The organism is Sphingomicrobium sp. XHP0239 (assembly GCF_039555325.1).
GTDB classification, from domain to species: Bacteria; Pseudomonadota; Alphaproteobacteria; order Sphingomonadales; family Sphingomonadaceae; genus Sphingomicrobium; species Sphingomicrobium maritimum.
Map to the genome: position 1 here is coordinate 2,389,877 of NZ_CP154608.1, position 23,309 is coordinate 2,413,185.

Sequence of the window (23,309 nt, forward strand, 5' to 3'; positions counted from 1 at the left end):
CTACTTTCCCGGTGGAAGCGGGAAAATGCGGGGCGTGAATTTTTAGCTCGGCAACAGCGCGGGGAAGAGGCCGAACAGCAGCACGAGGAAGACCGCGATCGGGCACAACCACGCGACGAGGAAGCGCCACAGCGCGAGCGTTCCGCCGGTCAGGCCGGTCTGCTGCTGCACCAGTTTGCGGTCCGCGCGCCAGCCGACGAAGATGGCGAGGAACATGACGCCCAGCGGCAGCATGATCTTGCCCGTGAAGCCGTCGATCGTGTCGAGGATGTCGGTTTCCGCGAAGATCGACCAGAAGCTCAGGGGCCGCACGTCGGCAAGCACGTTGTAGCCGAGCAGCGACAGGACGCCGAGGGCGAAGGCTCCGAGCGCGAACATGGTCGAGGAACGACCGCGCGACAGGCGCATCTCGCCCTTGCCGAACGCGGTCGGCACTTCGAGCAGCGAGATAGAGCTGGTCAGCGCCGCGACGAAGATGAGCAGGAAGAAGAGGAAGCCGATCAGCGCGCCGCCCGGCATCGTCTGGAAGGCAACGGGGAGCGCCTGGAAGACGAGCGTCGGCCCGCCCGCCGGGTCGAGCCCCGCGGCGAAGACGATCGGGAAGATCATCAGGCCCGCGAGCAGCGCGACCATCGTGTCGGCGAAGGCGATCGTGACCGACATGCCGCCGATCTTGCCCGATTGCTTCAGATAGCTGCCGTAGGTGACGAGCGCCGCCACACCCAGCGACAGCGAGAAGAGCGCCTGGCCGAGCGCGGAGTTGATCACCTGCGGCGTCAGCGCGTCCCAGTTGGGCGTGAAGAGGAAGGCGACCGCCTCGCTGAACTCGCCCGTGGTCGCGCCATAGAGCACGATGCCGACGAGCAGCACGAAGAAGATCGGCATGAGGATCGTGGCGGCTTTCTCGATCCCGCCCGCAACGCCCTTGTGGACGAACCACCAGGTCACGAGCATGAAGCCCGCGTGCAGCGCGAGCAGCAGCGGCCAGTTTTCGAGGAGCGCGCCGAGACGCGCCTGGATGGTCTCAACGCTTTCGCCGGCGAAGGCGCCGCCGAAGGGATCGCCGCGCCCGATGGCGTTGATCAGCTCGATCCCCATCACCCCGGCGTAGTAGAGAACCCAGCCCGCCACGACGCTGTAGAAGGACAGGATGAGGAAGGCCGCGATCGCGCCCAGCGTGCCGACGCCCGCCCAGGCGGTCGAGGCCCCCGAGCGTTGCGCGACCTTGCGGATCGATCCGATCGCATCGGTCTGGCCCATCTTGCCGATGAAGATTTCGGCCAGAACCAGCGGAAGGCCGAGGAGCGCGACGAACGCGATGTAGACGATCACGAAGGCGCCGCCCCCGCTTTCGCCCGCGAGCGTCGGGAAGCGCCAGATGTTGCCAAGCCCCACCGCTGCGCCGACCGCGGCGAGAATGAAGGCGGACCGGCTGGACCAGCCCTCGCTCGCGGTCGCGCTTCCCTGTGCTGCGGTTCCTACCATCAATACCTCCCCCGGATGTTCGTTTGGCGCCAAGGCTTAAAGGATGACCGGCGCATTACAAGGCGTGAAAGGGCGCGCGCCTATTTGGCGAGCATCGGCCCCAACGGTTCTCCGCCGAAGAGGTGGACGTGGAGATGGCCCACTTCCTGCCCCGCGCGCTGACCCACGTTGGCGAGCAGCCGATAGCCCTGCCGTTCCATCCCGCGGTCGCGGGCGATCTTGCCGACCAGCCGCGTGAAATCGACGATTTCCGCGTCGGACGCCGTCGCGGTGAAGTCGTCCCAGCTGACATATCTACCCTTGGGAATGACGAGGATGTGGTGCGCGGCCAGCGGATTGATATCGTGAAAGGCGAGGCTGTGGTCGGTTTCCGCTTCCTTGTGACAGGGCAGGTCCCCGCGCAGGATCTTGGCGAAGACATTGTCGTCGTCGTAGGGCTTCGTGGCGTCGATCGGCATGAGGTCGCTTAATCTCCGTTAAAGCGCAGGTTACGCCCTTGACCCATGCGACAGGCGGGTTCAGGTGGCAAGCCATGAGCGACGATGCGCCCGAGAGCCTGATTCCGTACGACGAGATCGTCCAGGAAGCCCTGCGCGCCGTGGTCGGCCGCGTGCTCCGCACGATCGAGGCCGACGGTGCGCTGCCCGGCGGGCATCATTTCTACATCACCTTCCGCACCCAGCATCCCGACGTCGACATTCCCTCGCACCTGACCGACCGGTTTCCCGAGGAAATGACGATCGTGATCCAGCATCGCTTCTGGGACCTGTCGGTCGACGATGTGGGGTTCACCGTGGGGTTGAGCTTCGGGGGCGTACCTTCGACGCTGCGCGTGCCGTTCGCGGCGGTCACCGATTTCGTCGATCCGGCGGTCGAGTTCAGCCTGAAATTCCAGGCCGCCGAGGATGACGACGGCGTGAAGGGTGATGATCGCGCGCCGGTCGCCGAGCCGGTCGAGGACGGTTCGAATGTCGTCGCGGTGGATTTCACCAAGAAGAAATAGTCAGGCGACCGCTTTCAGCGCGTCGTAGATCTGGTTCGCGGTCGCGGGTTTCTGGACCAGCGGCACGCCCGGGAACGTCTTGTCGAGCCTGCCGCGATCGGCGTGGCCCGAGAAGAACACGAAACCGTGACCCCGATGGCGCGCGATTTCGGCGGCGGGAAACACGTCTTCTCCCTGAAGATCGATATCGAAGACGGCGACGTCGTAATCGGCCTGTCCGGCAAGCTGCTTCGCCTCGCTCAGGGTACCCGCGGTGCCGACGACATCGACCCCCATCGACGCGAATTCCTGCTCCAGGTCCATCGCGATCAGCACCTCGTCCTCGACGAGAATGATTTTGAACGGCGCCTCGCGTGTCATGAAACTCGAACCCCTCTAGACAATCATCGAGACGGATGCCTGCCAGCCTTCGGGCCGATCGACCCATCGAACCGCGCCGCCCAGCTGGGACGCGCATCGTTCGACCAACCCCTTGCTAAAACTCAATCTTTTTATCTCCGCCGAGTCAAGGCGTTCGCTGTCCGGAGCGGTTTCTTCCCAGCAAAGTTCGATCGCTCGCGCCGAACCGCCATCGCTGGCGGCAACCGTTCGCCATTCCACCGACACGCGTCCGTCCGCCGCCGACCAGGTGCCGTGGCGGACGGCATTGGTGGCCAGTTCGTGCAGGATCAGCGTGATCGGGGTCATCACATGCTCGGGAAGGTCGAGGGCCGGCCCCTCGATGCGCAGGAGGTCGTCGCCCGGGTCGTGCGGGGCCAGTACGGCGTGCGCCAGTTCGTCCAGCGTGAAATGCTCGGGCGGTCGCTTCTCCACCCCTGCCATGTGCGAGGCCGCGAGGGAGGAGATCCGCGAGCGTGCATCGACAATCATCTCTTCCTTGGTGTCGGTCGTGCGGGCGCTGATCGACAGTCCCGCCTGGACGATGGCGAACAGGTTGCGGACGCGGTGGCGCAGTTCGCGATTGAGAAGTTCGAGCTGTTCGCGCTCCTTCTCCAGAGCGGCCTCATGTTCCTTCTGCGTGCTGATGTCCGACCCCGAAGCGACGATTTCCACCACCTTGCCCGCAGCATCGTAGATAGGCCCGACATGGAAGCGGACCCAGAGGCGTCCGCCGTCCGCGGTCTGCGCGGCGGTTTCGCGGCGGGTCACCCTGCCCTCGCGCGCACCCTCGATATCGTCGCGGACCGCGCCCTGGACCTCGGGGTCGTAATCCCACCAGAAAGTATCCCAGAAGTGGCGTCCGATGACGTCCTCCTCGCGAAGGCCCGCGACCGCGAGCGCAGCCTGATCGACCTCCTTGAGGCGCCCGTCCGGGTCGAGGACCGCGACGAACGCGACCAGCTGGTTGATGAGGGCCGACATCCGGTCGTCGGTGCGCACGTTCGGATCGTTCGCGAGGGCGGGCGGCTGGGTCATGGGACCGGGAGGGACCTTACGCAGGGAACAGTAGGAGGAGGCCAACGCCGTGTCTCGCCCCGGGGTTGCCCCCGGGGTCGCCCGTTTGCGGTGAACGGTTGGGGGTCAGCCTCGTCCGCGCGTCCGGGTACGGCCTTCCTTGTAGGTCTTTTCCAGATAGTCGATGATCTTGCCGGCGACGTCGATCTCGGTCGATTTCTCGAGCCCTTCGAGACCGGGCGAGCTGTTCACCTCCATCACCACCGGCCCGTGCGCGCCGCGCAACAGGTCGACGCCGCAGACGCGCAGGCCCATCGCCTTGGCGGCGAGCGTCGCGGTCTTGCGTTCGATGGCGGTGATCTTGACCGGCTCGGCAGTGCCGCCGCGGTGGAGGTTGGAGCGGAAGTCGCCGTCCTTGCCGGTGCGCTTCATTGCGGCGACGACCTTTTCCCCGATCACGAAGCAGCGGATGTCCGACCCGCCGGCTTCCTTGATGAACTGCTGGGTGAGGATGTTCGAGCCCACGCCCGAAAAGGCTTGGATGATGGACTCGGCGGCTTTTTGCGTTTCGCCGAGCACGACGCCGATGCCCTGCGTACCTTCCAGCAGCTTGATGACGACGGGCGCCCCGCCCGCCATCTCGATGATTTCTTCCGCGCGGCTGGTCTGGTGCGCGAAGACGGTGACCGGCAGGCCGACGCCCTTGCGCGCGAGCAGCTGCATCGAGCGCAGCTTGTCGCGGCTGCGGCTGATCGCGACGCTCTCGTTGAGCGGGAAGGTCCCCATCATCTCGAACTGACGCAGGACCGCGGTGCCGTAAAAGGTGACGCTCGCCCCGATGCGCGGGATGACCGCGTCATATTTTGGAAGCTCCTCGCCCTTGTACTTGATGGTCGGCTTGTTCGACGTGATGTTGATGTAGCAGCGCAGGTGATCGATCACGTCGATGTCGTGCCCGCGTTCCTGTGCCGCCTCGACCAGCCGTTTGTGCGAGTAGAGATTGGCGTTGCGGCAGGTGAGGGCGATCTTCATTCGTCTTCCTTTTCGGCATTGAGATCGGGACGGGTCAGAAATGATTTCGCGGGATCAACGAGCCAGCGCTTGCGAAGTGCCTGCCGTCCGATCAGCATCCTGAATCCCATGTCGTCGCGGTTGGTGAGCGTTAGTTCGATCGGATAGGTCGATCCGCCCATTTCGAGATCGGTCTCGATGACAAAACGCCGCTGCCGCATTCCGTTCGAACTGGTCACCTCGCGCATGTCGAGCAGCCGAGCGAGGCAGGCGACTTCCTCGTCGTCGTCCTGGTGCGGGTGCAGGAAGAAGGAGAGATGCTCCATCCCCTCGTTCCGGAAATGATGGACGCGCCAGGCGTGGATCGCGCTGGTCTTGGCGCCGGTGTCGATCTTGGCCTTGATCGCGGGTACGCCCAGCGCGGGAAGCGCCACCCATTCGCGCCAGCCCACAGTCCCCTTCGTCATCGTAGATCGTCCCCTCGACACATGCTCTCCGCCCTCCTAGTCAGACGCCGAAAAGTCAATCGCAGCCAATGAGGACGAGACGTGACCGACACCCGCACCGAAAGTGATTCCATCGGCAATATCGACGTGCCCGCCGACGCCTATTGGGGCGCGCAGACGCAGCGATCGCTGGGCAACTTTCCCTTCGGCGAGGCGGAGAGGATGCCGATCGGCATCGTCCATGCGCAGGCCATCGTGAAACAGGCCGCGGCGCGGGTGAATCGCAAGCACGGGCTGAACGGCAAGCTCGCCGACGCGATGGAGGCGGCGGCCAAGGCCGTGATCGCGGGGAAGCACGACGACCAGTTTCCGCTGACCATCTGGCAGACCGGATCGGGCACCCAGACGAACATGAACGTGAACGAGGTCATCGCGGGAATCGCCAACGAGGCGCTGAGTGGCACGCGCGGCGGCAAGGATCCGGTGCATCCCAACGATCACGTCAACAAGTCGCAGTCGTCGAACGACACCTTCCCGACCGCGCTGCACGTGTCGGCGGTGATGGCGACGGTCGGCGATCTGTTCCCGGCGCTGGAAACCCTGACGAAGGCGCTCAAGGCCAAGGCGGAGGAATTCGACCATATCGTCAAGATCGGGCGGACGCATACGCAGGATGCGACGCCGCTGACGCTGGGGCAGGAATTCTCGGGCTATGCCGCCCAGCTGGTCAGCGCGAAGGCGCGGATCGAGGGCGCGATGGACGGCAGCCTTCGCAAGCTCGCGATCGGCGGAACCGCGGTCGGCACCGGCCTCAACGCGCCCGAGAACTGGGCCAACGACATGGCAGAAGCCATCAGCGACATCTCGGGCGAGCGCTTCCATTCGGCGCCCAACAAGTTCGAGCAGCTGGCGGCCAAGGACGGGCTGGTGTTCTTCCACGGCGCCCTGAACGCGCTAGCGGTCGCGTTGAACAAGATCGCCAACGACATCCGCTTCCTCGGTTCGGGCCCCCGTTCGGGACTGGGCGAGTTGAGCCTGCCGGCCAACGAACCGGGCAGCTCGATCATGCCGGGCAAGGTGAACCCCACGCAGTGCGAGAGCCTGACGATGGTCGCCGCGCAGGTCATGGGCAACCAGCAGGCAGTCACGATCGGCGGCGCGCAGGGGCATTTCGAGCTCAACGTCTTCATGCCGCTCATCGGGGCGAACGTGCTGCGCTCGATCGACCTGCTCTCCATCGCCATGACGAGCTTCGCGGAACGCTGCGTCGAGGGGATCGAGGCGAACGAGACGCGCATCAAGGAACTGGTCGAAAATTCGCTGATGCTGGTGACCGCGCTGGCGCCCGAGATCGGCTACGACAATGCCGCCAACATCGCCAAGCACGCGCACAAGAACGGACAGACGCTGAAGGCTGCGGGCCTGGAACTCGGGCTCGTCGACGAAGCGACGTTCGACCGGCTGGTGCGGCCCGAGACAATGGTGGGTCGCTAGGGTTCACGGCCAATAGGGAGAGGATCATGCGGACAGGATGGATCGGTGCGATTGGGGCGGCGGCGATGCTCGCCGCCTGTTCCTCCAGCGGCTCGAGTAGCGTGGCCGCGTCCCCCGTGGCGGCGACGAATGTGGCGGCGCTGACGGCGGCGGGCTTCGTCGAACAGGCGGCCTCCGCCGCGCTTTTCGCGATCGAGGCCGCCCGGCTGGCCGAAGTCCGGTCGAGCGACGCCGACGTGCGGCGCATCGCGCGAATGCAGCGCGAAGCGGGCGAAGCGATCGGGTCGCAGCTTTCCTATGCCGGGCCGCGCGTCAACGCCGTTCCGCGCAACACGCTCGTCCCGGCGCACGAAGCGTTGCTCGCTCGGTTGCGCGCTGCCCCCGATTTCGACGACGCCTACCTCGAGCAGCAGAAGGATTTCGTCACGTCGATGCGCGCGTTCCACCGCGACTATGCGGTGCGCGGCGGGTCGGCGACGCTGCGCCCGGTGGCCGATTACGGGGCGGAGAAGCTGGACGAGCAACTGCAGGCGATCGAACGCGCCGACTGAGCCCGCCCCAACGCGCCCGGCGCGGCCTCGTGCCGGGTCCGTATCCAATGGAGCAAAGCGCCCGCCTCGCGCGCTTTACGGGGGAAGGGCGAGGGTGCTACTGCGCGCCCCAACCGACCGGCGGCCCTGCCGGGACAGACGAAGAAACCGATGATAAGGAAGAGATCCGCATGACCGCGACCGGCCACGACAGCATGAACACCAAGACGACGCTGAGCGTCGATGGCCAGGAGTATAGCTACTACAGCCTCGAAAAGGCGGCCGAACAGGTCGGCGACATTTCCAAGCTGCCCTTCTCGATGAAGGTGCTGCTGGAGAACATGTTGCGGTTCGAGGACGGCAATACGGTCACCAAGGACGACGTGCAGGCGATCGTCGACTGGCAGAAGGAACAGCGGATCGACCGCGAGATCCAGTATCGCCCTGCGCGCGTGCTGATGCAGGATTTCACGGGCGTTCCCGCCGTCGTCGACCTCGCTGCGATGCGCGACGGGATCAAGGCGCTGGGCGGCGATGCGCAGAAGATCAATCCGCAGGTGCCCGTGCACCTCGTCATCGATCACAGCGTGATGGTCGACGAATTCGGCACCCCGATGGCGTTCGAACAGAATGTCGAGCGGGAATATGAGCGCAACCGCGAACGCTACGAATTCCTCAAGTGGGGCGCGTCGGCCTTCGACAATTTCCAGGTGGTGCCGCCCGGCACCGGCATCTGCCACCAGGTCAATCTGGAATATATCGGTCGGTGCGTCTGGGCCTCGAAGGGTCCGGACGGCGACATGGTCGCCTATCCCGACACGCTCGTCGGCACCGACAGCCATACGACGATGATCAACGGGTTGGGCGTGCTCGGCTGGGGCGTCGGCGGGATCGAGGCCGAGGCAGCGATGCTCGGCCAGCCCATCTCGATGCTGGTTCCCGAAGTCGTCGGCTTCAAGCTGACGGGCGAGATGGCCGAGGGGGTCACCGCCACCGACCTCGTGCTGACCGTCACGCAGATGCTGCGCGAAAAGGGCGTCGTTGGACGGTTCGTCGAATTCTACGGCGCCGGGCTCGACAATCTGTCGCTCGCCGACCGTGCGACCATCGCCAACATGGCCCCCGAATATGGCGCGACCTGCGGCTTCTTCCCGATCGACGATCGGACGATGGACTACATGGAACTGACCGGGCGCGGAGACCAGATCCCGCTCATCAAGGAATATCTGAAGGCGCAGGGCATGTGGCGCACCGCCGACATGGCCGATCCCGTGTTCACCGATACGCTGGAACTCGACATGGGCGAAGTGGTCCCGAGCCTGGCCGGACCCAAGCGCCCTCAGGATCGCGTCCTCCTCACCGACATGGCGTCGGAGTTCAAGAAGCTGGTCGACACCGTCTATGATGGCGGTGCCAAGGGCAAGGACGTGGCGATCGAGGGCGAGGATTACGGCCTCACCGACGGCGACGTCGTGATCGCGGCGATCACCAGCTGCACCAACACCTCCAACCCCGATGTGATGATCGCCGCCGGCCTCGTCGCGAAGAAGGCGCGCGAACTGGGCCTCACCCGCAAGCCGTGGGTGAAGACCAGCCTCGCGCCGGGAAGCCAGGTGGTCACCGATTATCTCGACAAGGCCGGGCTGTCGGACGATCTCGACGCCATCGGTTTCGACCTCGTCGGCTATGGCTGCACGACCTGCATCGGCAATTCCGGGCCGCTTCCGCCGCCCGTCAGCAAGGCGATCCACGATCACGACCTCGTCGCCTGCTCGGTCCTGTCGGGCAACCGCAACTTCGAGGGTCGCGTGTCTCCCGACGTGCGCGCCAACTATCTCGCCAGTCCGCCGCTGGTGGTCGCCTACGCGATCCTCGGCAATACGCGCGACGATATCACGACCTGCTCGCTGGGCAAGGACAAGGATGGCAACGACGTCTATCTGAAGGATATCTGGCCGAGCAACGACGAGATCCGCAGTCTCGTCAACCAGCACGTCAATGCCAAGATGTTCCGGGAACGCTACGCCGAAGTCTACTCGGGCGATCAGCGCTGGAAGGCGATCGACGTGTCGGGTGGCGATACCTACGACTGGCCCGCCGACAGCACCTATATCCAGAACCCGCCCTATTTCCGGGACATGGGCATGGATCCCGACGCGACGGGCGACATCATGGGCGCACGTCCGCTGGCGGTGTTCGGCGATTCGATCACCACCGACCACATCAGTCCCGCGGGGGCCATCAAGGCCGACAGCCCGGCGGGCGAATACCTCCAGAAGCACGGCGTCGAGCGGCGCGAGTTTAACAGCTACGGCGCGCGTCGCGGCAACCACGAAGTGATGATGCGTGGCACCTTCGCCAACATCCGCATCAAGAACCAGATGCTCGACGATGTCGAAGGCGGCTACACCAAGGGCCCGCAGGGAGAGGTCAAGCCGATCTACGACGCGGCGATGGATTACATGCAGAACGGCACGCCGCTGGTGGTGCTGGCGGGCAAGGAATATGGCACCGGCTCGTCGCGCGACTGGGCGGCGAAGGGCACGATCCTGCAGGGCGTGAAGGCAGTCATCGCGATGAGCTACGAGCGGATCCACCGTTCCAACCTCGTCGGTATGGGCGTGTTGCCGCTGCAGTTCATGGACGGCGAGGGGCCCGAGCATTTCGGGTTCGACGGATCGGAAACGTTCGACATCAAGGGACTGTCGGGGCTCGAACCGCGGCAGGATGTCGAGGTCGTCGCCACGCGGGCGGACGGCGAGACCGTGGAGTTCACCGCCAAGTGCCGGATCGATACCTACAACGAACTCGAATATTACAAGAATTCGGGCATTCTGCACTACGTGCTGCGCAAGCTAGCGGCGTAGATCGCAGCGACGCGAACGATGAAGGGCGGTCCCTGCGGGGCCGCCCTTTTTCTATGGCGTGATCTTCACACCCACCCAGAGCGTCCGGCCGCGCGCGCGTTCGCGGGTGCCGTCGCCGAGGACATCGGTCAGGACTTGCGCATCGGCGAGATTCTCGCCGCGAAGCTCGAGCGCGACGCGGCGTTCGAGCGGGATGCTCGCAAAGGCGTCGAACGTCAGCGCGCTGTCGAGTTCGATGCTGTTGGCAAGGTCTTCGTAGCGCGCACCTTCCCATCTGGCCGTTAGCTGGGCGAGGGTGTCGCCCCGTTCCCAGCCGATCGTCGCGGAGCCGGTACGGCGCGGGCTCTGCTGCGGACGATTGCCGTCGAACGCGGCGGCGGCGCCCGACGTGTCGATCGTCGCGTCGGCAAAGCCGTAGAGGAGGCGCGCCTGCCACGGGCCAGTTTCGTAGGTGGCGTCCAGTTCAAGGCCGCGGCTGGTGATGCCGCCCAAGTTCTGCCGCTGCGAGTAGATGCCCGCGCCCGATACGAAACCGACGCCGGGAAACTGGCCGGGACCGGTGTCGAGCGGCACGTTGGCGATGGCGCCGACGAGGCGCTGCGCGAAGAGGGTGACGCCCGCGGAGAAGGCTGGGCTGCCGATGCGGGCACCGATATCGAGGCCGTAGCTGGTTTCGGGATCGAGCGCCTCGTTCGCCGCGGTGGCGTCGGGGCCGACGCGGAAGGGACGGTAGAGTTCGTTCAGGGTCGGCAGGCGCCAGCCGCGATAGGCGGCGGCGGACAGGCGCAGCGTGCGGATGTCGCGGGTGAGGTCGAGGCGGCCCGACCATTCGGTCCCGTCGCGGGGCGCGAAGATGCTGTCCTCGAGGCTCGCCCCGTCGGCGAGGACGTCGATGGTGCGAAACCCCTCGCCGATTTCCCAGCGGTCGACGCGCAGCGCGAGGCGGGCGTCGGCGATCCCGAGGTCGCGGTCGGCCGCGCCGAAAAGGCCGTAGATGCGGTTCTCTCCGCCCGCCCGCCGTTCGCGCGTCGGAGCGGCGTTCTCGAACAGGAACCGCTCGCGCACCTCGCCCTCGTAGCGGCGCCATCCCGCGCCGATGGAGGCGGGGCCGACATCGATCTGGCCCTCGATGCCGAGGCCCGTGGCGGGGACGTCATACTGGTCGAGCACGACGCTGGTGGTCGCCCGGGCGTCGTCGAGCGCGGCGAAACGGGTTTCGAACTGGCGGTCCTGCCACCAGCCGGTCAATTCGAACGGCAGTGCACCTTCGCGGTCGACTAGCCGGAGCGACAGGTCGAGCCCCTCGGCGCGATTGTCGCTGCCGTCGAAGCCGCGATCGCGTTCGTCGGTGAACATGGCGAGCCCCGCCTGCGCTTCGAGGCCGCCCAATGGATAGACGAGCCGTCCGCGCGAGACGCGCTGTTCGGTCCGCGCGGCGCGGTCGGCGGGGCCGCGATCCTCCTCGACGATCGGGATGAAGCCGTCGCTCTCGATGAAGCCCGACGCCGTCTGGACGAACCCGTCGCCGATTTCGAAATGACCCGAGGAGGACAGATCCCAGCGATCGTCGCCGCCCCATGCGGCGCGGTAGGTCCGGGGACTGCGCGCCAGCGTGTCGATGGCGATGCTGCCCGCCACCGCGCCGGGCTGGGCGTCGGCGCCATAGCGGACGGCGAGCCGGTCGATGGCGACGGGATCGATCGCGGCGAAGTTGATCCATCCGCCGAACGGGTCGGCCTGCGGCACCCCGTCGATGGTCAGCGCGAGGCGGCTGGCCGCGTTGCCGCCGAGGCCGCGTGCGGTGATGCCCTGGCTGGTCGGATGAACGGAGCGCCCGTCGGCGCGGCGGAAGGCGGCGAGATTGGGGGTGCGCGCGAGCAGTTCCTCGATCCGTCCGCTGGCGAGCGTCTCGGCATCCTCCGCATCGTAGGTGATCGCGGCGGGCGCATCGTCGTCGAGCGCGCGGCCGGTGACGACGATGGGGGCGGGGTCCGCGGGCTGGAACGCGAGCAGGGCGAGGATCATCACGCCATCGCTTCCTGCAGCCAGTCGGGTAGCAGCGCATCGTCCGGCACGGCGTCGATGCGCGCGTGCACGACCGAGCGGTCGAGGTCGGGATAGAAGGCGCGGGCCTTTTCATGCTCGCCCGCAACCACGAAGAGCCGTCGGTTCACCTTGTTGCGCCAGTTCATGCGCGCGGTGTTCTCCTGCCCCACGAAGCAGCCCTTGTCGAAGGCCACGCCGTTCAGTTCGCGGGCATTGGTCTCGAGCCACAGCAGGTCGGCAATCTCGGCGTTCCCCTCGCAGATGTTGAGCGACAGGCGGTGGGCGTCGTAACCGGCGGCGGTGTCCTCCGCGGGAGCGAGCCAGCGGCGACCCATGTCCGGATGGCGGGGATCGGATGCGCCTTGGTCACCCGCGCCGCTCCAGTGGACGGCGAGGTCGTCATCCCTTCCGATCTCGATCTTGCGGCGAAGGCGATACATCGTCAGCCGCTTTGCGAGTTCCTCCGCCTCATCGTCCCTAACGTCGATCAGCCAGTCGTCGCCGTCGGGCCAGACGAAGAAATCGAACAGGGTCTTGCCCTGCGGCGTCAGCAACCCCGCCCAGACCGGGCCGTCGGGAGACAGGCGGTTGGTGACGAGGCTGTCGAGGAAGGGCTGCACGCCTTCGCCGGACAGGCGGAGGACGGCGCGATCGATCAAGGTGGTTGCGGGCATGCGCTTGAGCTAGGTGCGGCCTCGACCTAAGGCAACCGGCATGACCGATACGATCACGATCCGCCGCCCCGACGACTGGCACCTGCACCTTCGCGACGGGGCGATGATGGCGGCGGTGCTGCCCTATACGGCGCGCCAGTTCGCGCGGGCCATCGTGATGCCCAACCTGTCGCCGCCGATCACCGCGGTCGATGCCGCGCGGGCCTATCGCGAGCGGATCGTCGGCGCGCTTCCGGAAGGATCCGATTTCACGCCGCTGATGACTGCCTATCTGACCGACGACACCGATCCCGACGCAATCGAGCGCGGGTTTCGCGACGGCGTGTGGGTCGCGGCCAAGCTCTATCCGGCGGGGGCGACGACCAATTCGGCGTCGGGCGTGACCGACATTCGCAAGATCGACCGGGTCATCGAGCGGATGGAGGCGATCGGCATGCCGCTGCTCGCCCATGGCGAGGTCACGGACAACGAGATCGACATCTTCGACCGCGAGGCGGTGTTCATCGACCGGATCGCCATCCCGTTGCTGGACCGGCACCCGGGTCTGAAATTCGTGTTCGAGCATATCACGACGAGGGAAGCCACGGACTTCGTGGCGGGCGGGGACGATCGGATCGCCGCCACGATCACGCCGCAACACCTTCAGATCAACCGTAACGCGATTTTCGCAGGGGGGCTCAATCCGCATGCCTATTGCCTGCCGGTCGCCAAGCGCGAGCTGCACCGGCGCGCGGTGCGGGCGGCGGCGACGGGCGGGTCAGGCAAGTTCTTCCTCGGCACCGACAGCGCGCCGCATACCCGCTCTGCCAAGGAAAGCGCGTGCGGGTGCGCGGGCATCTTCAACGCTCCCCACGCGCTCGAATGCTATGCGCAGGTGTTCGACGAGGAAGGCGCGCTCGACCGGTTCGAGGCGTTCGCCAGTCTCGACGGGCCGCGCTTCTACGGCCTGCCGGTCAACGAGGAACGGATCACGCTCGAGCGGCGCGACGTGACGGTGGAGCCGGAGATCGATGCGGGGAGCGAGGCGGTCGTTCCCTACCGCGCGGGCGAGACGCTGGGATGGGCGCTAGCCGTCTGAGCGCGGTTCGCCGTTGGCGCCGCACGCCTTGATCCAGTCGGAATCCTCGTCGCCCAGAACGCGGTCGAAATGCGCCTCGACCCGGGCGTAGCATTCGCAGGCGCGCTGCTTGAGTTCGTCGCGGTCGATGACGCTGACGATCCCGCGGCGGTAGCGGATCAGCCCCTCGTCCTGCAGTTGGCGCGCGACCGCGTTGACGCTCGTGCGCTGTACGCCGAGGAGCGCCGCCAGCGCGCTCTGCGTCAGGGCTAGTTCGTCGCCCGACCGATCCTGCGCGGTCAGCAGCCAGCGCGCGGCCCGTGCCTCGATGGGGTGGAAGGCGTTGCAGGCGACCGATTGCATCACCTGCGCCAACAACGTGTCGGCATAGCGGCAGAAGATGTCGCGCATGAACAGATCGTCGCGTTTCAGCCGTTCGATCACGTCCATCGGCACGCGCAGGCCCGTGCCCGCGACCTGGACTTCCCCCTGGGTGTAGGCGGGCAGGTCGCCGCAACTGACGATCCCGCCGATCGCCCCTTCCTGCCCGATGGTGGCGACCTCGACGCGGCGCCGGTCGTCGACGTCGACGACCAGGCTGACCATCGTCGGGGCGAACGGGAACAAGGTGGTGGCGATATCCTCGCCGCTGCTGAACAGGACCGTACCCGCCGGCAGATCGACCATTTCGCCCGCCGCCTCGATCTCCTTCGCCAGCGCTTCCGGCATCATGTCGATGAGGCGGTTACGACCGAGGCTTGCGGAGACGTCGCGTGTGTCGCTAGCGGAGAAGGGCATGCTCGATCATCCTCGCGGCTGGAAAATTACGCAAAAATGCGCGGGTGCGAGCGCGCATGTTTATTACACAGGCGTCACGGGTCAAGGTGCGCGGACGATATGCTTGAATGCACCGCGAAGCTTCGCTAGAGCCGCGCTTCAGCCAGACGCTGCATGCGGCGTTGCGGAGACGTGGGTGAGTGGCTGAAACCAACGCTTTGCTAAAGCGTCATACGGGTAATCCCCGTATCGAGGGTTCGAATCCCTCCGTCTCCGCCAGCCGCCCCCAAGCATTTTCAGCCCGAAAGGTCTCGTTTCCCGGGCCTTTCCGGAGCGATCGCTCGGTAAGGCGCCGTGCCATTTTCGCGTAAAAGCGGACTATCGTCGCGTCCGCTGCATCAGTTCGACCAGCTCGTCGAACTTGGCGCGCTGGTCGGTCTCGTCGCCGCTGGCGATCGCCTCGGCCACGCAGCAGGCGGCATGATCCTTCAGCACTTCGCCTTCCGCGCGCGACAAAGCGGCGCGGACCGCCTGGATCTGCGTCAGGATCTCGATGCAGTAACGGTCTTCCTCGACCATGCGGGCGAGCCCGTTCACCTGCCCCGCGATTCGCTTGAAGCGGTTCGCCTTCGCTGTCTTCCTGGTCGCCGCCATCCTTGCCGTCCCGCCCTTGTAATACCCCACGGGGGTATATAGTGGGTACGGCAACAGATCAACCGATCAAGGTACCCTCCATGCCGACCCTCAACCGCCGTTCCCTCCTGCAAGCCGCGCTCGCCGGAGGTCTGCTCGCCGGAGCGATGCCCGCCTGGGCGCGCGGCACCGACGTGCACGCGGCGCACGCGCGAAAAGGGTTCGACGAGGTCGCGGGACCGCGCATCGACCTGACCGTCGGCCGTTCGATGTTCCGGACCGGCGGGCGCAGCGGCCATGCGGTGACCGTCAACGGCAGCGTCCCGGGACCGCTACTGCGCTTGCAAGAAGGCGAGGAAATCTCGCTCAACGTCCATAATCGCCTCGACGAGGATACGTCGATCCACTGGCACGGCCTCCTGCTGCCGTTCCATCTCGACGGCGTGCCCGGAGTCAGCTTTCCGGGGATCCGGCCCGGCGACAGTTTCGAGGCGCGGTTTCCGGTGCGCCAGTCGGGCACCTACTGGTGGCATTCGCATTCGGGGCTGCAGGAACAGGCGGGGCATTACGGCCCGATCATCGTCGATCCGGCGGGACCCGATCCGGTCGAGGCCGACCGCGACTATGTCGTCCTGTTGTCCGAATTCACGCCGCTGCACCCGCATTCCATCTTCAAGAAGCTGAAGCAGGGCGAGGGCTATTTCAATTTCCAGCAGCGGACGTGGACCGACGATTATCCGCTTTCCGCCGAGGACCGGCGCATGTGGGCCGAGATGCGGATGATGCCGACGGACATCCTCGACGTCACTGCTGCCACCTATACCTACCTGATCAACGGCCATGGACCGATGGACGCGCTGGAATATGCCTTCCGCCCCGGCGAGCGGGTGCGCCTGCGCTTCATCAACGGCAGCGCGATGACCTTCTTCAACATCCGCATTCCGGGCGTGAAGATGACCGTGGTGCAGGCCGACGGACAGAATGTGAAACCCGTGCCCATCGACGAATTTCAGATCGGCGTCGCGGAGACCTACGACGTTGTCATCGAGCCGACCGGCGAGGCGCATACGCTGGTCGCCGAAAGCATGGACCGATCGGGGATGGCGCTCGCGCACCTTGCCAGCCGCCCCGGCGCCCGCGCGCCGATCCCGCCGCTGCGCAAGCCGCCGCTCCTCACCATGAAGGACATGGGGCATGGCGGGATGGATCATGGCGGGATGGACCATGGCGGCATGGATCACGGGGCGATGAATCACGGCGGGGACGAGATGTCCATGGGCGGCATGGACATGCGGGACACCTCGCTGCTTCCCGATCACGTGAAGGCGGGACCGGGGATCGACATGGTCGCGATGAATCCCGTCGACCGGATGGACGATCCCGGCATCGGTCTCGACGACGTCGGCCATCGCGTCCTTCGCTACACCGACCTTCGCGCCCTCGATGCCGACCATAGCGTCCCCGATCCGACCCGTGCGATGGAGATCCACCTGACCGGCAACATGGAACGATACATGTGGTCGTTCGATGGCAAGAAATTCGCCGCCGTTTCCGACGAGCCCATTCGTTTCGCCTATGACGAGCGCGTCCGCATCAAGCTCGTCAACGACACGATGATGGCGCATCCCATCCATCTGCACGGCCATTTCTTCGAACTGGTCAACGGCGCGGGCCACGGCGAACAGCCGAGGAAGCACACCATGATCGTCCAGCCGGGCGGCAGCGCGGTGTTCGACCTCACCGCCGACGAGCCGGGCGACTGGGCGTTCCACTGTCACCTCCTCTATCACATGCACGCCGGCATGTTTCAGATCGTGACCGTCGCCAACCCCGACGGCAGCGAGGCCTGACATGACAATCCTCACGCTAGCCGCCGCCCTGCTGGTGCAGGATGCGGGTCACCACCACAGCATGCCGCCGCCCGAACAGGCCGACGAGGCCGAGGGGCACGAGGGCCACGCCGCGCCATCGGAGGATGAGGAGGCGATGGATCATTCGCAGATGGACCATTCCGCGATGGGTCACGCGATGCCCGACGCGCAGCCGACGGATCATTCGCAGATGGATCACTCCGCGATGGGCCACGCCATGCCCGACGCGCAGCCGATGAACCATTCCGCCATGGGTCATGCCATGCCGACCACCGACAAGCTTGCGGGCATTCCGCTCGTGCCGCCGCCGCGGGCGGCCGGATCGGGCCCCGCAACCGCCGCCGAGGCCATTTTCGGCCGCGAGGCGATGCGCGACGCCCGCGTGGCATTGATCCACGAGACCGGCCAGCAGAGCTTCTTCTGGTTCCAGGCCGACCGGTTCGAAGCCCGCTTCGGAGGCGACAGCGTCGGCTTCTTGTGGGACGTGCAGGCCAGCTATGGACCCGACCTCGACAAGCTGTGGATCGAGAGCGAGGGCGAAGGCGATTTCGACGAGGGCGTCGAAGGCGCCGATATCGAGGCGACGTGGAGCCACGCCATTGCTCCCTTCTGGGATCTCCAGATCGGCGCGCGGCAGGACCTTGCCGGCTCGAGCCGGACCTACGCGACGATCGGCGTGCAGGGCCTCGCGCCCTATCTTTTCGAGGTCGACGCCGCCGCCTACCTGTCGAGCGAAGGCGAGGCGACCGCCGAGGTCGAAGCCGAACTCGACCAGCGCATCACCCAGCGCCTCATCCTCCAGCCGCGTGGCGAGATCGTCCTGTCGGCGCAGGACATTCCCGAGCTCGCGCTCGGCGCTGGGGTCGCCAAGGTCGAGGCGGGGGTGCGCCTGCGCTACGAAATCACCCGCGAATTCGCGCCCTACATCGGGATCGCGCAGGAATGGCGCACGGGCGCCAGCCGCTCCCTTGCCCGCGCGAAGGGGGACGATACCGACGCTACGCGCTTCGTCGCGGGTCTGCGCTTCTGGTTCTGATCACCGACAAGAGGGGAAAGCCATGACGTCCGAAACGAACGCCGCCCACTCGCGACCCGATCACCATGGCAAGTGGTCAACCTTCTTCGCGATGATCGCGACCAGCATCGTGACGATGTTCGTCCTCAAATATTCCAACGTCTGGGAGCCGTCCCACGTCTTCTTCTCGCAGACGCGGATGTGGATGGCGCTGATGATGGGCATGGCGATGATCGTCATCATGCTCGGCTTCATGTGGGGAATGTACCGGACGCTGAAGACCAAGATCCTCGTCATGGTCGGCGCGATCCTCGGTTTCGCGCTGTTCCTGTTTCTCGCCCGCAGCCAGGCGACCGTCGAAGACGAAGCCTGGATGAAGGCGATGATCCCGCATCACTCGATCGCCGTCCTGACCTCGGCCCGCGCCGAGATTTCCGATCCGCGCGTGCGCGAACTGGCCGACGCGATCATCGAGGCGCAGGTCAAGGAGATCGCGGAAATGGAGCTGCTGCTCGAGGATATCGAGGCGAACGGGGAGATGGGCGACGGAACGCCGCTCGAGCCGCGCACGACCGAATTGACGCCCGAACTGCTCCGGGAGGCCGAACGTTCTGCCCAGCGTCCGACCGGCGAGGGCGAGGCGGGGGACGCGCCGACCGTTCGGTAAGCGCGGCGCGAATGTCCGCCGGCCGCCTTTCCTAGCTTTCGACGTCCGCGGGGGCGCTACCGCCGAGCGCCTGCCACAGCAAGATGCGGGCGCGGACGGCGCGGCCGCGCGCGGCGGCGGCACGATCGCCGCTGGTGTCGGCGGCGCGGCGCGCTTCGAGGACGGTGAGGAAGTTCTCCAGTCCCGCTCGATAGCGGGTGTCGGCGAGGGTCGCGGCGCGCGTCGCCATCTCCGCCTCGCGCCGGGTGGCGGCGGCCTCGGCATCGGCGGCGGCGACGAGCGCATAGGCTCCCTCGACTTCACCGAACGCGCCGAAGACGGCGCCGCGATACTCCTCGAACGCCAGCACGGTGCGCGCTTCGCCTTCGTCGATCTCGGCGGCAATGCGTCCGAAGTCCAGCAGCGGCCCGGTCAGCCCCGAACGGGCGGACCCGACGAGCGCGTCGGTGTCGAACAGCCCGCCGACCGAGAAGGCCAGCAACCCGAGTGCGCCCGACAGGTCGAGCCGCGGGAAACGCCGTGCCGCGACTGCGGCAAGATCGGCATCGGCCGCGGCGAGGGTCAGCGCGGCAGCCTGGATATCGGGGCGCGCTGCGATGAGGGTGCTGGGCAGCGCGGGCGGCGGGGGCGCGAGCGTGTCGGGGGGCGACGATTGCGCTAGGGCGGCAGCGACCTCGCCCGCCGGCAGCGCCGTCAGCGCGACGAGCCGCCCGAGCAGGTCGGCGCGCTCGCGGTCCAGCGCGGCGAGGCGCGAAATGCTCTGCGCTGCCTGCGCTTCCGCACGGAAGCGGTCGAAGCCGGGCGCGATGCCCGCCTCTTCGCGGGTGCGCGAAAGGTCGGCGAGGCGCTGCGCGCCGTCGCGGTCGGCCTCCAGCGCCTGCTGCCGCGCGCCGAGCGTTCGCCAGTCGGTAACCGCGCCCGCGATATCGGCCAGCAGCGCGAGGCGCACCGCGGCGGCCTGCGCCCCCGCGGCGTCGACCCGCAGCAACGCCGCGCGTTCGGCATTGCGCAGCGCCCCGAACAGGTCGGGGTCCCAGCCGGCGACCAGATTGCCCGCATATTGCACCTGTTCGGTGTCGAACGGCACTTCGGGGGGCAGGTTGAGGTTGGTGCGGCTGGCGGTGAGGGTCGCATCATAGCCAATGTCGGGGAGGCGGCGGGCGCCCGCGCGATCGGCGCCCGAGCGCGCGACGTCGATGCGGGCGAGCGCCTGCGCCAGCGTCGGGGCATCGGCGAGCGCCGCGGCAGCGAGCGTGTCGAAGGCCGGATCGTCGGGCAGCAGGGCAGCGACGGCGGCCGCATCGGCGGGGGCGGCTTCGGGCGCGAGCAGGAAGCTATCGGGCACGGCCACGTCGCTGACCGTCGGCACGGTGTCGGGGCCGGCGTTGCAGCCGCTCAGGGCGAGCGCGACCAGCGGGGCGGCGAGCGATGCGCGCATCATTCGTCCTCCGCTTCGTCGCGACCGGCGGCCGGTGCATCGGCGCTCTCACCGGCGGGGATGAAGGCGTCGACCTGCTGTCCCACGCGGAAGGCGGCGGGGGCGTCGTCGGGGAGCCGGTAGAGAAGCTGCAGCACGCGCACGTCGACCCGTTCCTGCGCGGAGTTGGTCAGGCTGCGCTTGGGCACCACCAGCGGTTCGGTGCGCACGAAGGCGGCCTCGACCCGTTGGTCGGCGCCGCCGCGCGGGGAGACAATGGCGGGCGCACCCTCGACGATCCGAACCGCCTCGTCCTCGTCGACGTCGATGCGGACGTAGAGCGGGTTGGTCTCTCCCATCTGGATATAAGGTGTCGCATTGCCGCTGCCGCCGCCCGCGCTGACCAGTTCGCCGGGGCGGACATCGACGCGCAGGATCTCGCCCGAGATCGGCGCGCGCACGACGGCGCGGCCGCTTTCGGTTCGGGCGCTGTTCAGCGTGGCGCGGGCAGCGCGCAGGTCCGCCTCGGCCAGCTGGCGACGGGCGCGGGCATTGGTGACATTGCCTTCGGCGGCGATGATCTCGGCACGGCTGACGGCGAGCGGATCGTCGATGTTGCGATAGAGCTGGAGCTGGCGCGAGGCGGTGTTCTCCGCGGCGCGGGCCTCGGCGATGGCGGCCTCGGCCCGGACGATGGTGGCGCGCGCTTCCTCGACCCGCGCATCGAGGTTGCGCGTATCGACGCGGAACAGGGGCTGCCCCACGGTCACGCGGTCGCCGGGGGCGACGAGAACCGCCTCGACCAGCCCGCCAATGGCGGTACCGATGTCGATGATCTCGCTCGACGGTTCGACCACGCCCGAGCCGGCCACGCGGGGTTCGTCCTGGCGCTCGTCGGCGACGCGGACGGGCGCTTCGTCGGCCTCCGCCTGGCTGCGGTCGGGGGCCTGGATGACAACCAGATAGATGGCGACGAGGACGCCGACCACCGCGATGACGGGCAGGATCTGGCGGGAGAAGCTGAGGTTTCTGGCCATTAATGGTCCCCGGTCTGCGATGGCGGCATGTCCTTGCCATCATGGGTGATGCGTCCGTCCTCGAGCACGAGGATACGGTCGGCGAGATCGAACACGCGATTGTCGTGGGTGACGATGATGCAGGCGCGGTCTTCCGCCACCGCGACTTCGCGCAAGAGGTCCATGACCCGGCGGCCGGAGCCGGCGTCCAGCGCGGCAGTGGGCTCGTCGCAGACGACCAGCTTGGGGCTGTGGACGAACGCGCGGGCGATCGCGACGCGCTGCTGCTGACCGCCCGACAGCTGGCTCGGCAGCTTGTCGGCCTGGTCCCCGATATTGAGCTTTTCCATCATGTCGGCGGCGATCGCGCGCGCCTGTTTGCGATCCATTCCCTGCGCGATCAGCGGGACGGCGGCGTTGCTGGCGGCGTCTATCGTGGGGATGAGATTATATTGCTGGAAGACGAAGCCGATGTTGTTGAGGCGGAAATCGACCAGCTTGCGGTCGGACAAAGCGTAGATGTCGGTGTCGAACACCTCGACGCTGCCCTCGGTCGGCCACAGGATGCCGCACATGATCGAGATGAGCGTCGTCTTCCCCGATCCGCTTTCGCCGACGAGGTAGGTGAGTTCGCCCTTGCGGATATCGACGTCGATGCCGTGGAGGACGCGAATGGTCTGCTGCCCCGCCTCGAAATCGCGCACGATCCCGCGCGCCGAGATGGCGGCGTCGTGGTTGAGTTTGCCGTGCTTGCTCAACGGAACACCGCCGCCGGTTCGGTCTTCATCACGCCGCGCAGCGCGATCCAGCCGGTAATGCCGATGATGAGGCTGACCGCGACGAAGCTGATCACGGGGATCTGCCAGGGGGTGTAGAAGCCCTTGAAGGTGGGATCGTCGAACACCTCGAAGAACAGGGTCGCGCCGAAGACGCCGAACGAATAGCCGATGAAGCCGACGAGGCCGGCCTGCGCGGCGACCATCCGGCGGATCGTGCCGTTGTGGACCCCGATCGCCTTCAGGGCGCCGAACTGCTTGATGTTGTCGCGGATGAACAGGCTGAAGGTCAGCCCCACGATCGCCACGCCGACGATGAAGCCCAGGATGACCGTGATCCCGAAGTTCAGCGGGATGCCGGTATTCTCGATGATGAAATCGACCCCGTCGCGCGCGAATTCGTCGCGGGTGCGGGCGCGCAGGCCGGTCTGTTCCTCGATCCGGTCGGTCAGGGCGTCGATGTCCTGCCCCTCGGCGGCCTTAACCAGCACGAAGCTCATCCGGTTGCGCTGCCCCGGGACGTAGCCGAGCGCGTTGGAATAGCGGGTCATCAGCGTGACCTGGCTGGTGAAGGTGGGGGTGCTGTCGGTGATGCCGCGGATGACCGCGCGCCGGTCGTTGAGTTCGAGCCGCGTCCCGAGAATGTCCGCACCTTCGGGAAACAGCCGGGTCGCGCCGACGTCGTCGATGAAGACGCTGTCCGGCTGGGCCAGCAGCGCGCGGTCGCCCGCGACCATCCTTTCGGGAAGACCGATCAGCGTCGTGTCGTCGACCCCGACCACCGTGACACCTTCGAGATCGCCTTCGGGCGTGCGGATCGCGGCCCCCGATCGCAGGTGCGGGACCGCCCATCTGACCCCCGGCACGCCGCGGACCTTGTCGAGCGCGGTGGAGGGCATGGGATAGACGACGTCGGGGGTGCGGCTCACCGGGTCCATGACCCAGATGTCGTTTGTCTTGATGTCGTAGACCGCGCTCGCCCCGCGTTCGAGCAGATTGACGAAGATGGCGAGCTGCTGGGTGATGAGCAGGGTCGAGAAGGCGATGCCGAACAACAGTCCGAAGAACTTTTGCCGGTCACCGGTCAGCATTCGGAGCGCGATCCAGATCATGGGTGCAGCGGAGCCTC

22 protein-coding genes and 1 tRNA gene are annotated in these 23,309 nt (G+C 66.8%); 9 read left to right on the forward strand and 14 right to left on the reverse strand.

Annotated elements, in window-relative coordinates; all coding sequences use genetic code 11:
• Window positions 1–42: 42 nt before the first annotated feature.
• Window positions 43–1,485, reverse strand: coding sequence for a sodium-dependent transporter (locus WJT74_RS12080; protein ID WP_343345290.1), 1,443 nt, complete (start codon window positions 1,483–1,485; stop codon window positions 43–45).
• Between the two features lie 80 nt (window positions 1,486–1,565).
• Window positions 1,566–1,943: an HIT domain-containing protein gene (locus WJT74_RS12085; protein ID WP_343345292.1), complete on the reverse strand. Its 378-nt coding sequence runs from the start codon at window positions 1,941–1,943 to the stop codon at window positions 1,566–1,568.
• A gap of 74 nt (window positions 1,944–2,017) precedes the next feature.
• On the opposite strand from WJT74_RS12085, the gene WJT74_RS12090 reads away from it, so the two are divergent.
• Entirely contained in the window at window positions 2,018–2,488 is a 471-nt protein-coding gene (locus tag WJT74_RS12090; protein WP_343345294.1) for an SspB family protein, read from the forward strand.
• Here the strand turns inward: WJT74_RS12090 and WJT74_RS12095 are convergent, their stop codons facing one another.
• From WJT74_RS12095 to WJT74_RS12110, 4 genes are all read right to left on the reverse strand, one after another.
• Entirely contained in the window at window positions 2,489–2,848 is a 360-nt protein-coding gene (locus WJT74_RS12095; RefSeq protein ID WP_343345297.1) for a response regulator, read from the reverse strand.
• A gap of 15 nt (window positions 2,849–2,863) precedes the next feature.
• On the reverse strand, window positions 2,864–3,904 hold the full coding sequence (locus tag WJT74_RS12100) for a PAS domain S-box protein (protein WP_343345299.1): 1,041 nt from the start codon (window positions 3,902–3,904) through the stop codon (window positions 2,864–2,866).
• A 105-nt stretch (window positions 3,905–4,009) separates the two neighbouring features.
• The gene (rimK, locus tag WJT74_RS12105; RefSeq protein WP_343345301.1) at window positions 4,010–4,915 is read right to left on the reverse strand and encodes a 30S ribosomal protein S6--L-glutamate ligase; all 906 of its coding nucleotides are present in this window, start codon (window positions 4,913–4,915) and stop codon (window positions 4,010–4,012) included.
• Window positions 4,912–5,361 (reverse strand): ATP-dependent zinc protease family protein, encoded by a 450-nt coding sequence (locus WJT74_RS12110; protein ID WP_343345303.1) that lies wholly within the window; start codon window positions 5,359–5,361, stop codon window positions 4,912–4,914. Before WJT74_RS12110 ends, rimK begins: the two co-directional genes overlap by 4 nt.
• 81 nt (window positions 5,362–5,442) lie before the next feature.
• Between WJT74_RS12110 and fumC the strand changes: the two genes are divergently transcribed.
• The 3 genes from fumC (at window position 5,443) to acnA (ending at window position 10,231) form a co-directional block, all read left to right on the forward strand.
• Window positions 5,443–6,834, forward strand: a complete 1,392-nt coding sequence (fumC, locus tag WJT74_RS12115; RefSeq protein ID WP_343345305.1) for a class II fumarate hydratase — start codon at window positions 5,443–5,445, stop codon at window positions 6,832–6,834.
• Between the two features lie 26 nt (window positions 6,835–6,860).
• Window positions 6,861–7,385 (forward strand): DUF4142 domain-containing protein, encoded by a 525-nt coding sequence (locus WJT74_RS12120; RefSeq protein ID WP_343345307.1) that lies wholly within the window; start codon window positions 6,861–6,863, stop codon window positions 7,383–7,385.
• Between the two features lie 170 nt (window positions 7,386–7,555).
• Window positions 7,556–10,231: an aconitate hydratase AcnA gene (gene acnA, locus WJT74_RS12125; RefSeq protein ID WP_343345309.1), complete on the forward strand. Its 2,676-nt coding sequence runs from the start codon at window positions 7,556–7,558 to the stop codon at window positions 10,229–10,231.
• A 51-nt stretch (window positions 10,232–10,282) separates the two neighbouring features.
• Here acnA and WJT74_RS12130 read toward each other — a convergent pair whose 3' ends face one another.
• Together WJT74_RS12130 and WJT74_RS12135 are read right to left on the reverse strand one after the other, a co-directional pair.
• Entirely contained in the window at window positions 10,283–12,256 is a 1,974-nt protein-coding gene (locus WJT74_RS12130) for a TonB-dependent receptor (protein WP_343348197.1), read from the reverse strand.
• The gene (locus WJT74_RS12135) at window positions 12,256–12,951 is read right to left on the reverse strand and encodes a YgfZ/GcvT domain-containing protein (protein ID WP_343345311.1); all 696 of its coding nucleotides are present in this window, start codon (window positions 12,949–12,951) and stop codon (window positions 12,256–12,258) included. Before WJT74_RS12135 ends, WJT74_RS12130 begins: the two co-directional genes overlap by 1 nt.
• A 40-nt stretch (window positions 12,952–12,991) precedes the next feature.
• Here WJT74_RS12135 and pyrC point away from each other — a divergent pair, with 40 nt between their 5' ends.
• Complete coding sequence (pyrC, locus tag WJT74_RS12140; RefSeq protein ID WP_343345313.1) at window positions 12,992–14,029, forward strand: dihydroorotase; 1,038 nt, start codon at window positions 12,992–12,994, stop codon at window positions 14,027–14,029.
• Here the strand turns inward: pyrC and WJT74_RS12145 are convergent.
• Window positions 14,018–14,806: a Crp/Fnr family transcriptional regulator gene (locus tag WJT74_RS12145; RefSeq protein WP_343345316.1), complete on the reverse strand. Its 789-nt coding sequence runs from the start codon at window positions 14,804–14,806 to the stop codon at window positions 14,018–14,020. The two genes, pyrC and WJT74_RS12145, sit on opposite strands and share 12 nt — an antisense overlap.
• A gap of 165 nt (window positions 14,807–14,971) precedes the next feature.
• On the opposite strand from WJT74_RS12145, the gene WJT74_RS12150 reads away from it, so the two are divergent.
• Window positions 14,972–15,064 (forward strand) — tRNA-Ser (locus WJT74_RS12150).
• A gap of 99 nt (window positions 15,065–15,163) precedes the next feature.
• On the opposite strand, the gene WJT74_RS12155 is transcribed toward WJT74_RS12150, so the two are convergent.
• A complete protein-coding gene (locus WJT74_RS12155; RefSeq protein WP_343345318.1) occupies window positions 15,164–15,439 on the reverse strand; it encodes a metal-sensitive transcriptional regulator in 276 nt (91 codons plus the stop codon).
• An 80-nt stretch (window positions 15,440–15,519) separates the two neighbouring features.
• On the opposite strand from WJT74_RS12155, the gene WJT74_RS12160 reads away from it, so the two are divergent.
• Genes WJT74_RS12160 through WJT74_RS12170 form a run of 3 tightly spaced genes read left to right on the forward strand, consistent with a single transcriptional unit; the run spans window position 15,520 to window position 18,971 of the window.
• Entirely contained in the window at window positions 15,520–17,268 is a 1,749-nt protein-coding gene (locus tag WJT74_RS12160; protein ID WP_343345321.1) for a copper resistance system multicopper oxidase, read from the forward strand.
• 1 nt (window position 17,269) lies between these two features.
• Window positions 17,270–18,325, forward strand: a complete 1,056-nt coding sequence (locus WJT74_RS12165; protein ID WP_343345325.1) for a copper resistance protein B — start codon at window positions 17,270–17,272, stop codon at window positions 18,323–18,325.
• A 22-nt stretch (window positions 18,326–18,347) separates the two neighbouring features.
• Window positions 18,348–18,971, forward strand: a complete 624-nt coding sequence (locus WJT74_RS12170; protein ID WP_343345327.1) for a DUF305 domain-containing protein — start codon at window positions 18,348–18,350, stop codon at window positions 18,969–18,971.
• Between the two features lie 31 nt (window positions 18,972–19,002).
• On the opposite strand, the gene WJT74_RS12175 is transcribed toward WJT74_RS12170, so the two are convergent.
• From WJT74_RS12175 to WJT74_RS12190, 4 genes are read right to left on the reverse strand one after another with little or no spacing between them, the layout of a single operon-like run.
• Window positions 19,003–20,412 carry an efflux transporter outer membrane subunit gene (locus WJT74_RS12175; RefSeq protein WP_343345329.1) on the reverse strand — a complete coding sequence of 470 codons (1,410 nt, stop codon included), beginning with the start codon at window positions 20,410–20,412 and terminating at the stop codon, window positions 19,003–19,005.
• Complete coding sequence (locus WJT74_RS12180; RefSeq protein WP_343345332.1) at window positions 20,409–21,425, reverse strand: efflux RND transporter periplasmic adaptor subunit; 1,017 nt, start codon at window positions 21,423–21,425, stop codon at window positions 20,409–20,411. Before WJT74_RS12180 ends, WJT74_RS12175 begins: the two co-directional genes overlap by 4 nt.
• On the reverse strand, window positions 21,425–22,162 hold the full coding sequence (locus WJT74_RS12185; RefSeq protein WP_343345333.1) for an ABC transporter ATP-binding protein: 738 nt from the start codon (window positions 22,160–22,162) through the stop codon (window positions 21,425–21,427). The genes WJT74_RS12180 and WJT74_RS12185 overlap by 1 nt, the downstream gene beginning before the upstream one ends.
• On the reverse strand, window positions 22,159–23,292 hold the full coding sequence (locus WJT74_RS12190; protein ID WP_343345335.1) for an ABC transporter permease: 1,134 nt from the start codon (window positions 23,290–23,292) through the stop codon (window positions 22,159–22,161). Before WJT74_RS12190 ends, WJT74_RS12185 begins: the two co-directional genes overlap by 4 nt.
• Window positions 23,293–23,309: the final 17 nt, after the last annotated feature.

Bases quoted from the DNA above. Each gene is read 5' to 3' on its own strand.
- WJT74_RS12080 (WP_343345290.1), bottom strand. From the start codon at position 1,485: ATGGTAGGAACCGCAGCACAGGGAAGCGCGACCGCGAGCGAGGGCTGG.
- WJT74_RS12085 (WP_343345292.1), bottom strand. From the start codon at position 1,943: ATGCCGATCGACGCCACGAAGCCCTACGACGACGACAATGTCTTCGCC.
- WJT74_RS12090 (WP_343345294.1), top strand. From the start codon at position 2,018: ATGAGCGACGATGCGCCCGAGAGCCTGATTCCGTACGACGAGATCGTC.
- WJT74_RS12095 (WP_343345297.1), bottom strand. From the start codon at position 2,848: ATGACACGCGAGGCGCCGTTCAAAATCATTCTCGTCGAGGACGAGGTG.
- WJT74_RS12100 (WP_343345299.1), bottom strand. From the start codon at position 3,904: ATGACCCAGCCGCCCGCCCTCGCGAACGATCCGAACGTGCGCACCGAC.
- rimK (WP_343345301.1), bottom strand. From the start codon at position 4,915: ATGAAGATCGCCCTCACCTGCCGCAACGCCAATCTCTACTCGCACAAA.
- WJT74_RS12110 (WP_343345303.1), bottom strand. From the start codon at position 5,361: ATGACGAAGGGGACTGTGGGCTGGCGCGAATGGGTGGCGCTTCCCGCG.
- WJT74_RS12120 (WP_343345307.1), top strand. From the start codon at position 6,861: ATGCGGACAGGATGGATCGGTGCGATTGGGGCGGCGGCGATGCTCGCC.
- acnA (WP_343345309.1), top strand. From the start codon at position 7,556: ATGACCGCGACCGGCCACGACAGCATGAACACCAAGACGACGCTGAGC.
- WJT74_RS12130 (WP_343348197.1), bottom strand. From the start codon at position 12,256: ATGATCCTCGCCCTGCTCGCGTTCCAGCCCGCGGACCCCGCCCCCATC.
- WJT74_RS12135 (WP_343345311.1), bottom strand. From the start codon at position 12,951: ATGCCCGCAACCACCTTGATCGATCGCGCCGTCCTCCGCCTGTCCGGC.
- pyrC (WP_343345313.1), top strand. From the start codon at position 12,992: ATGACCGATACGATCACGATCCGCCGCCCCGACGACTGGCACCTGCAC.
- WJT74_RS12145 (WP_343345316.1), bottom strand. From the start codon at position 14,806: ATGCCCTTCTCCGCTAGCGACACACGCGACGTCTCCGCAAGCCTCGGT.
- WJT74_RS12155 (WP_343345318.1), bottom strand. From the start codon at position 15,439: ATGGCGGCGACCAGGAAGACAGCGAAGGCGAACCGCTTCAAGCGAATC.
- WJT74_RS12160 (WP_343345321.1), top strand. From the start codon at position 15,520: ATGCCGACCCTCAACCGCCGTTCCCTCCTGCAAGCCGCGCTCGCCGGA.
- WJT74_RS12165 (WP_343345325.1), top strand. From the start codon at position 17,270: ATGACAATCCTCACGCTAGCCGCCGCCCTGCTGGTGCAGGATGCGGGT.
- WJT74_RS12170 (WP_343345327.1), top strand. From the start codon at position 18,348: ATGACGTCCGAAACGAACGCCGCCCACTCGCGACCCGATCACCATGGC.
- WJT74_RS12175 (WP_343345329.1), bottom strand. From the start codon at position 20,412: ATGATGCGCGCATCGCTCGCCGCCCCGCTGGTCGCGCTCGCCCTGAGC.
- WJT74_RS12180 (WP_343345332.1), bottom strand. From the start codon at position 21,425: ATGGCCAGAAACCTCAGCTTCTCCCGCCAGATCCTGCCCGTCATCGCG.
- WJT74_RS12190 (WP_343345335.1), bottom strand. From the start codon at position 23,292: ATGATCTGGATCGCGCTCCGAATGCTGACCGGTGACCGGCAAAAGTTC.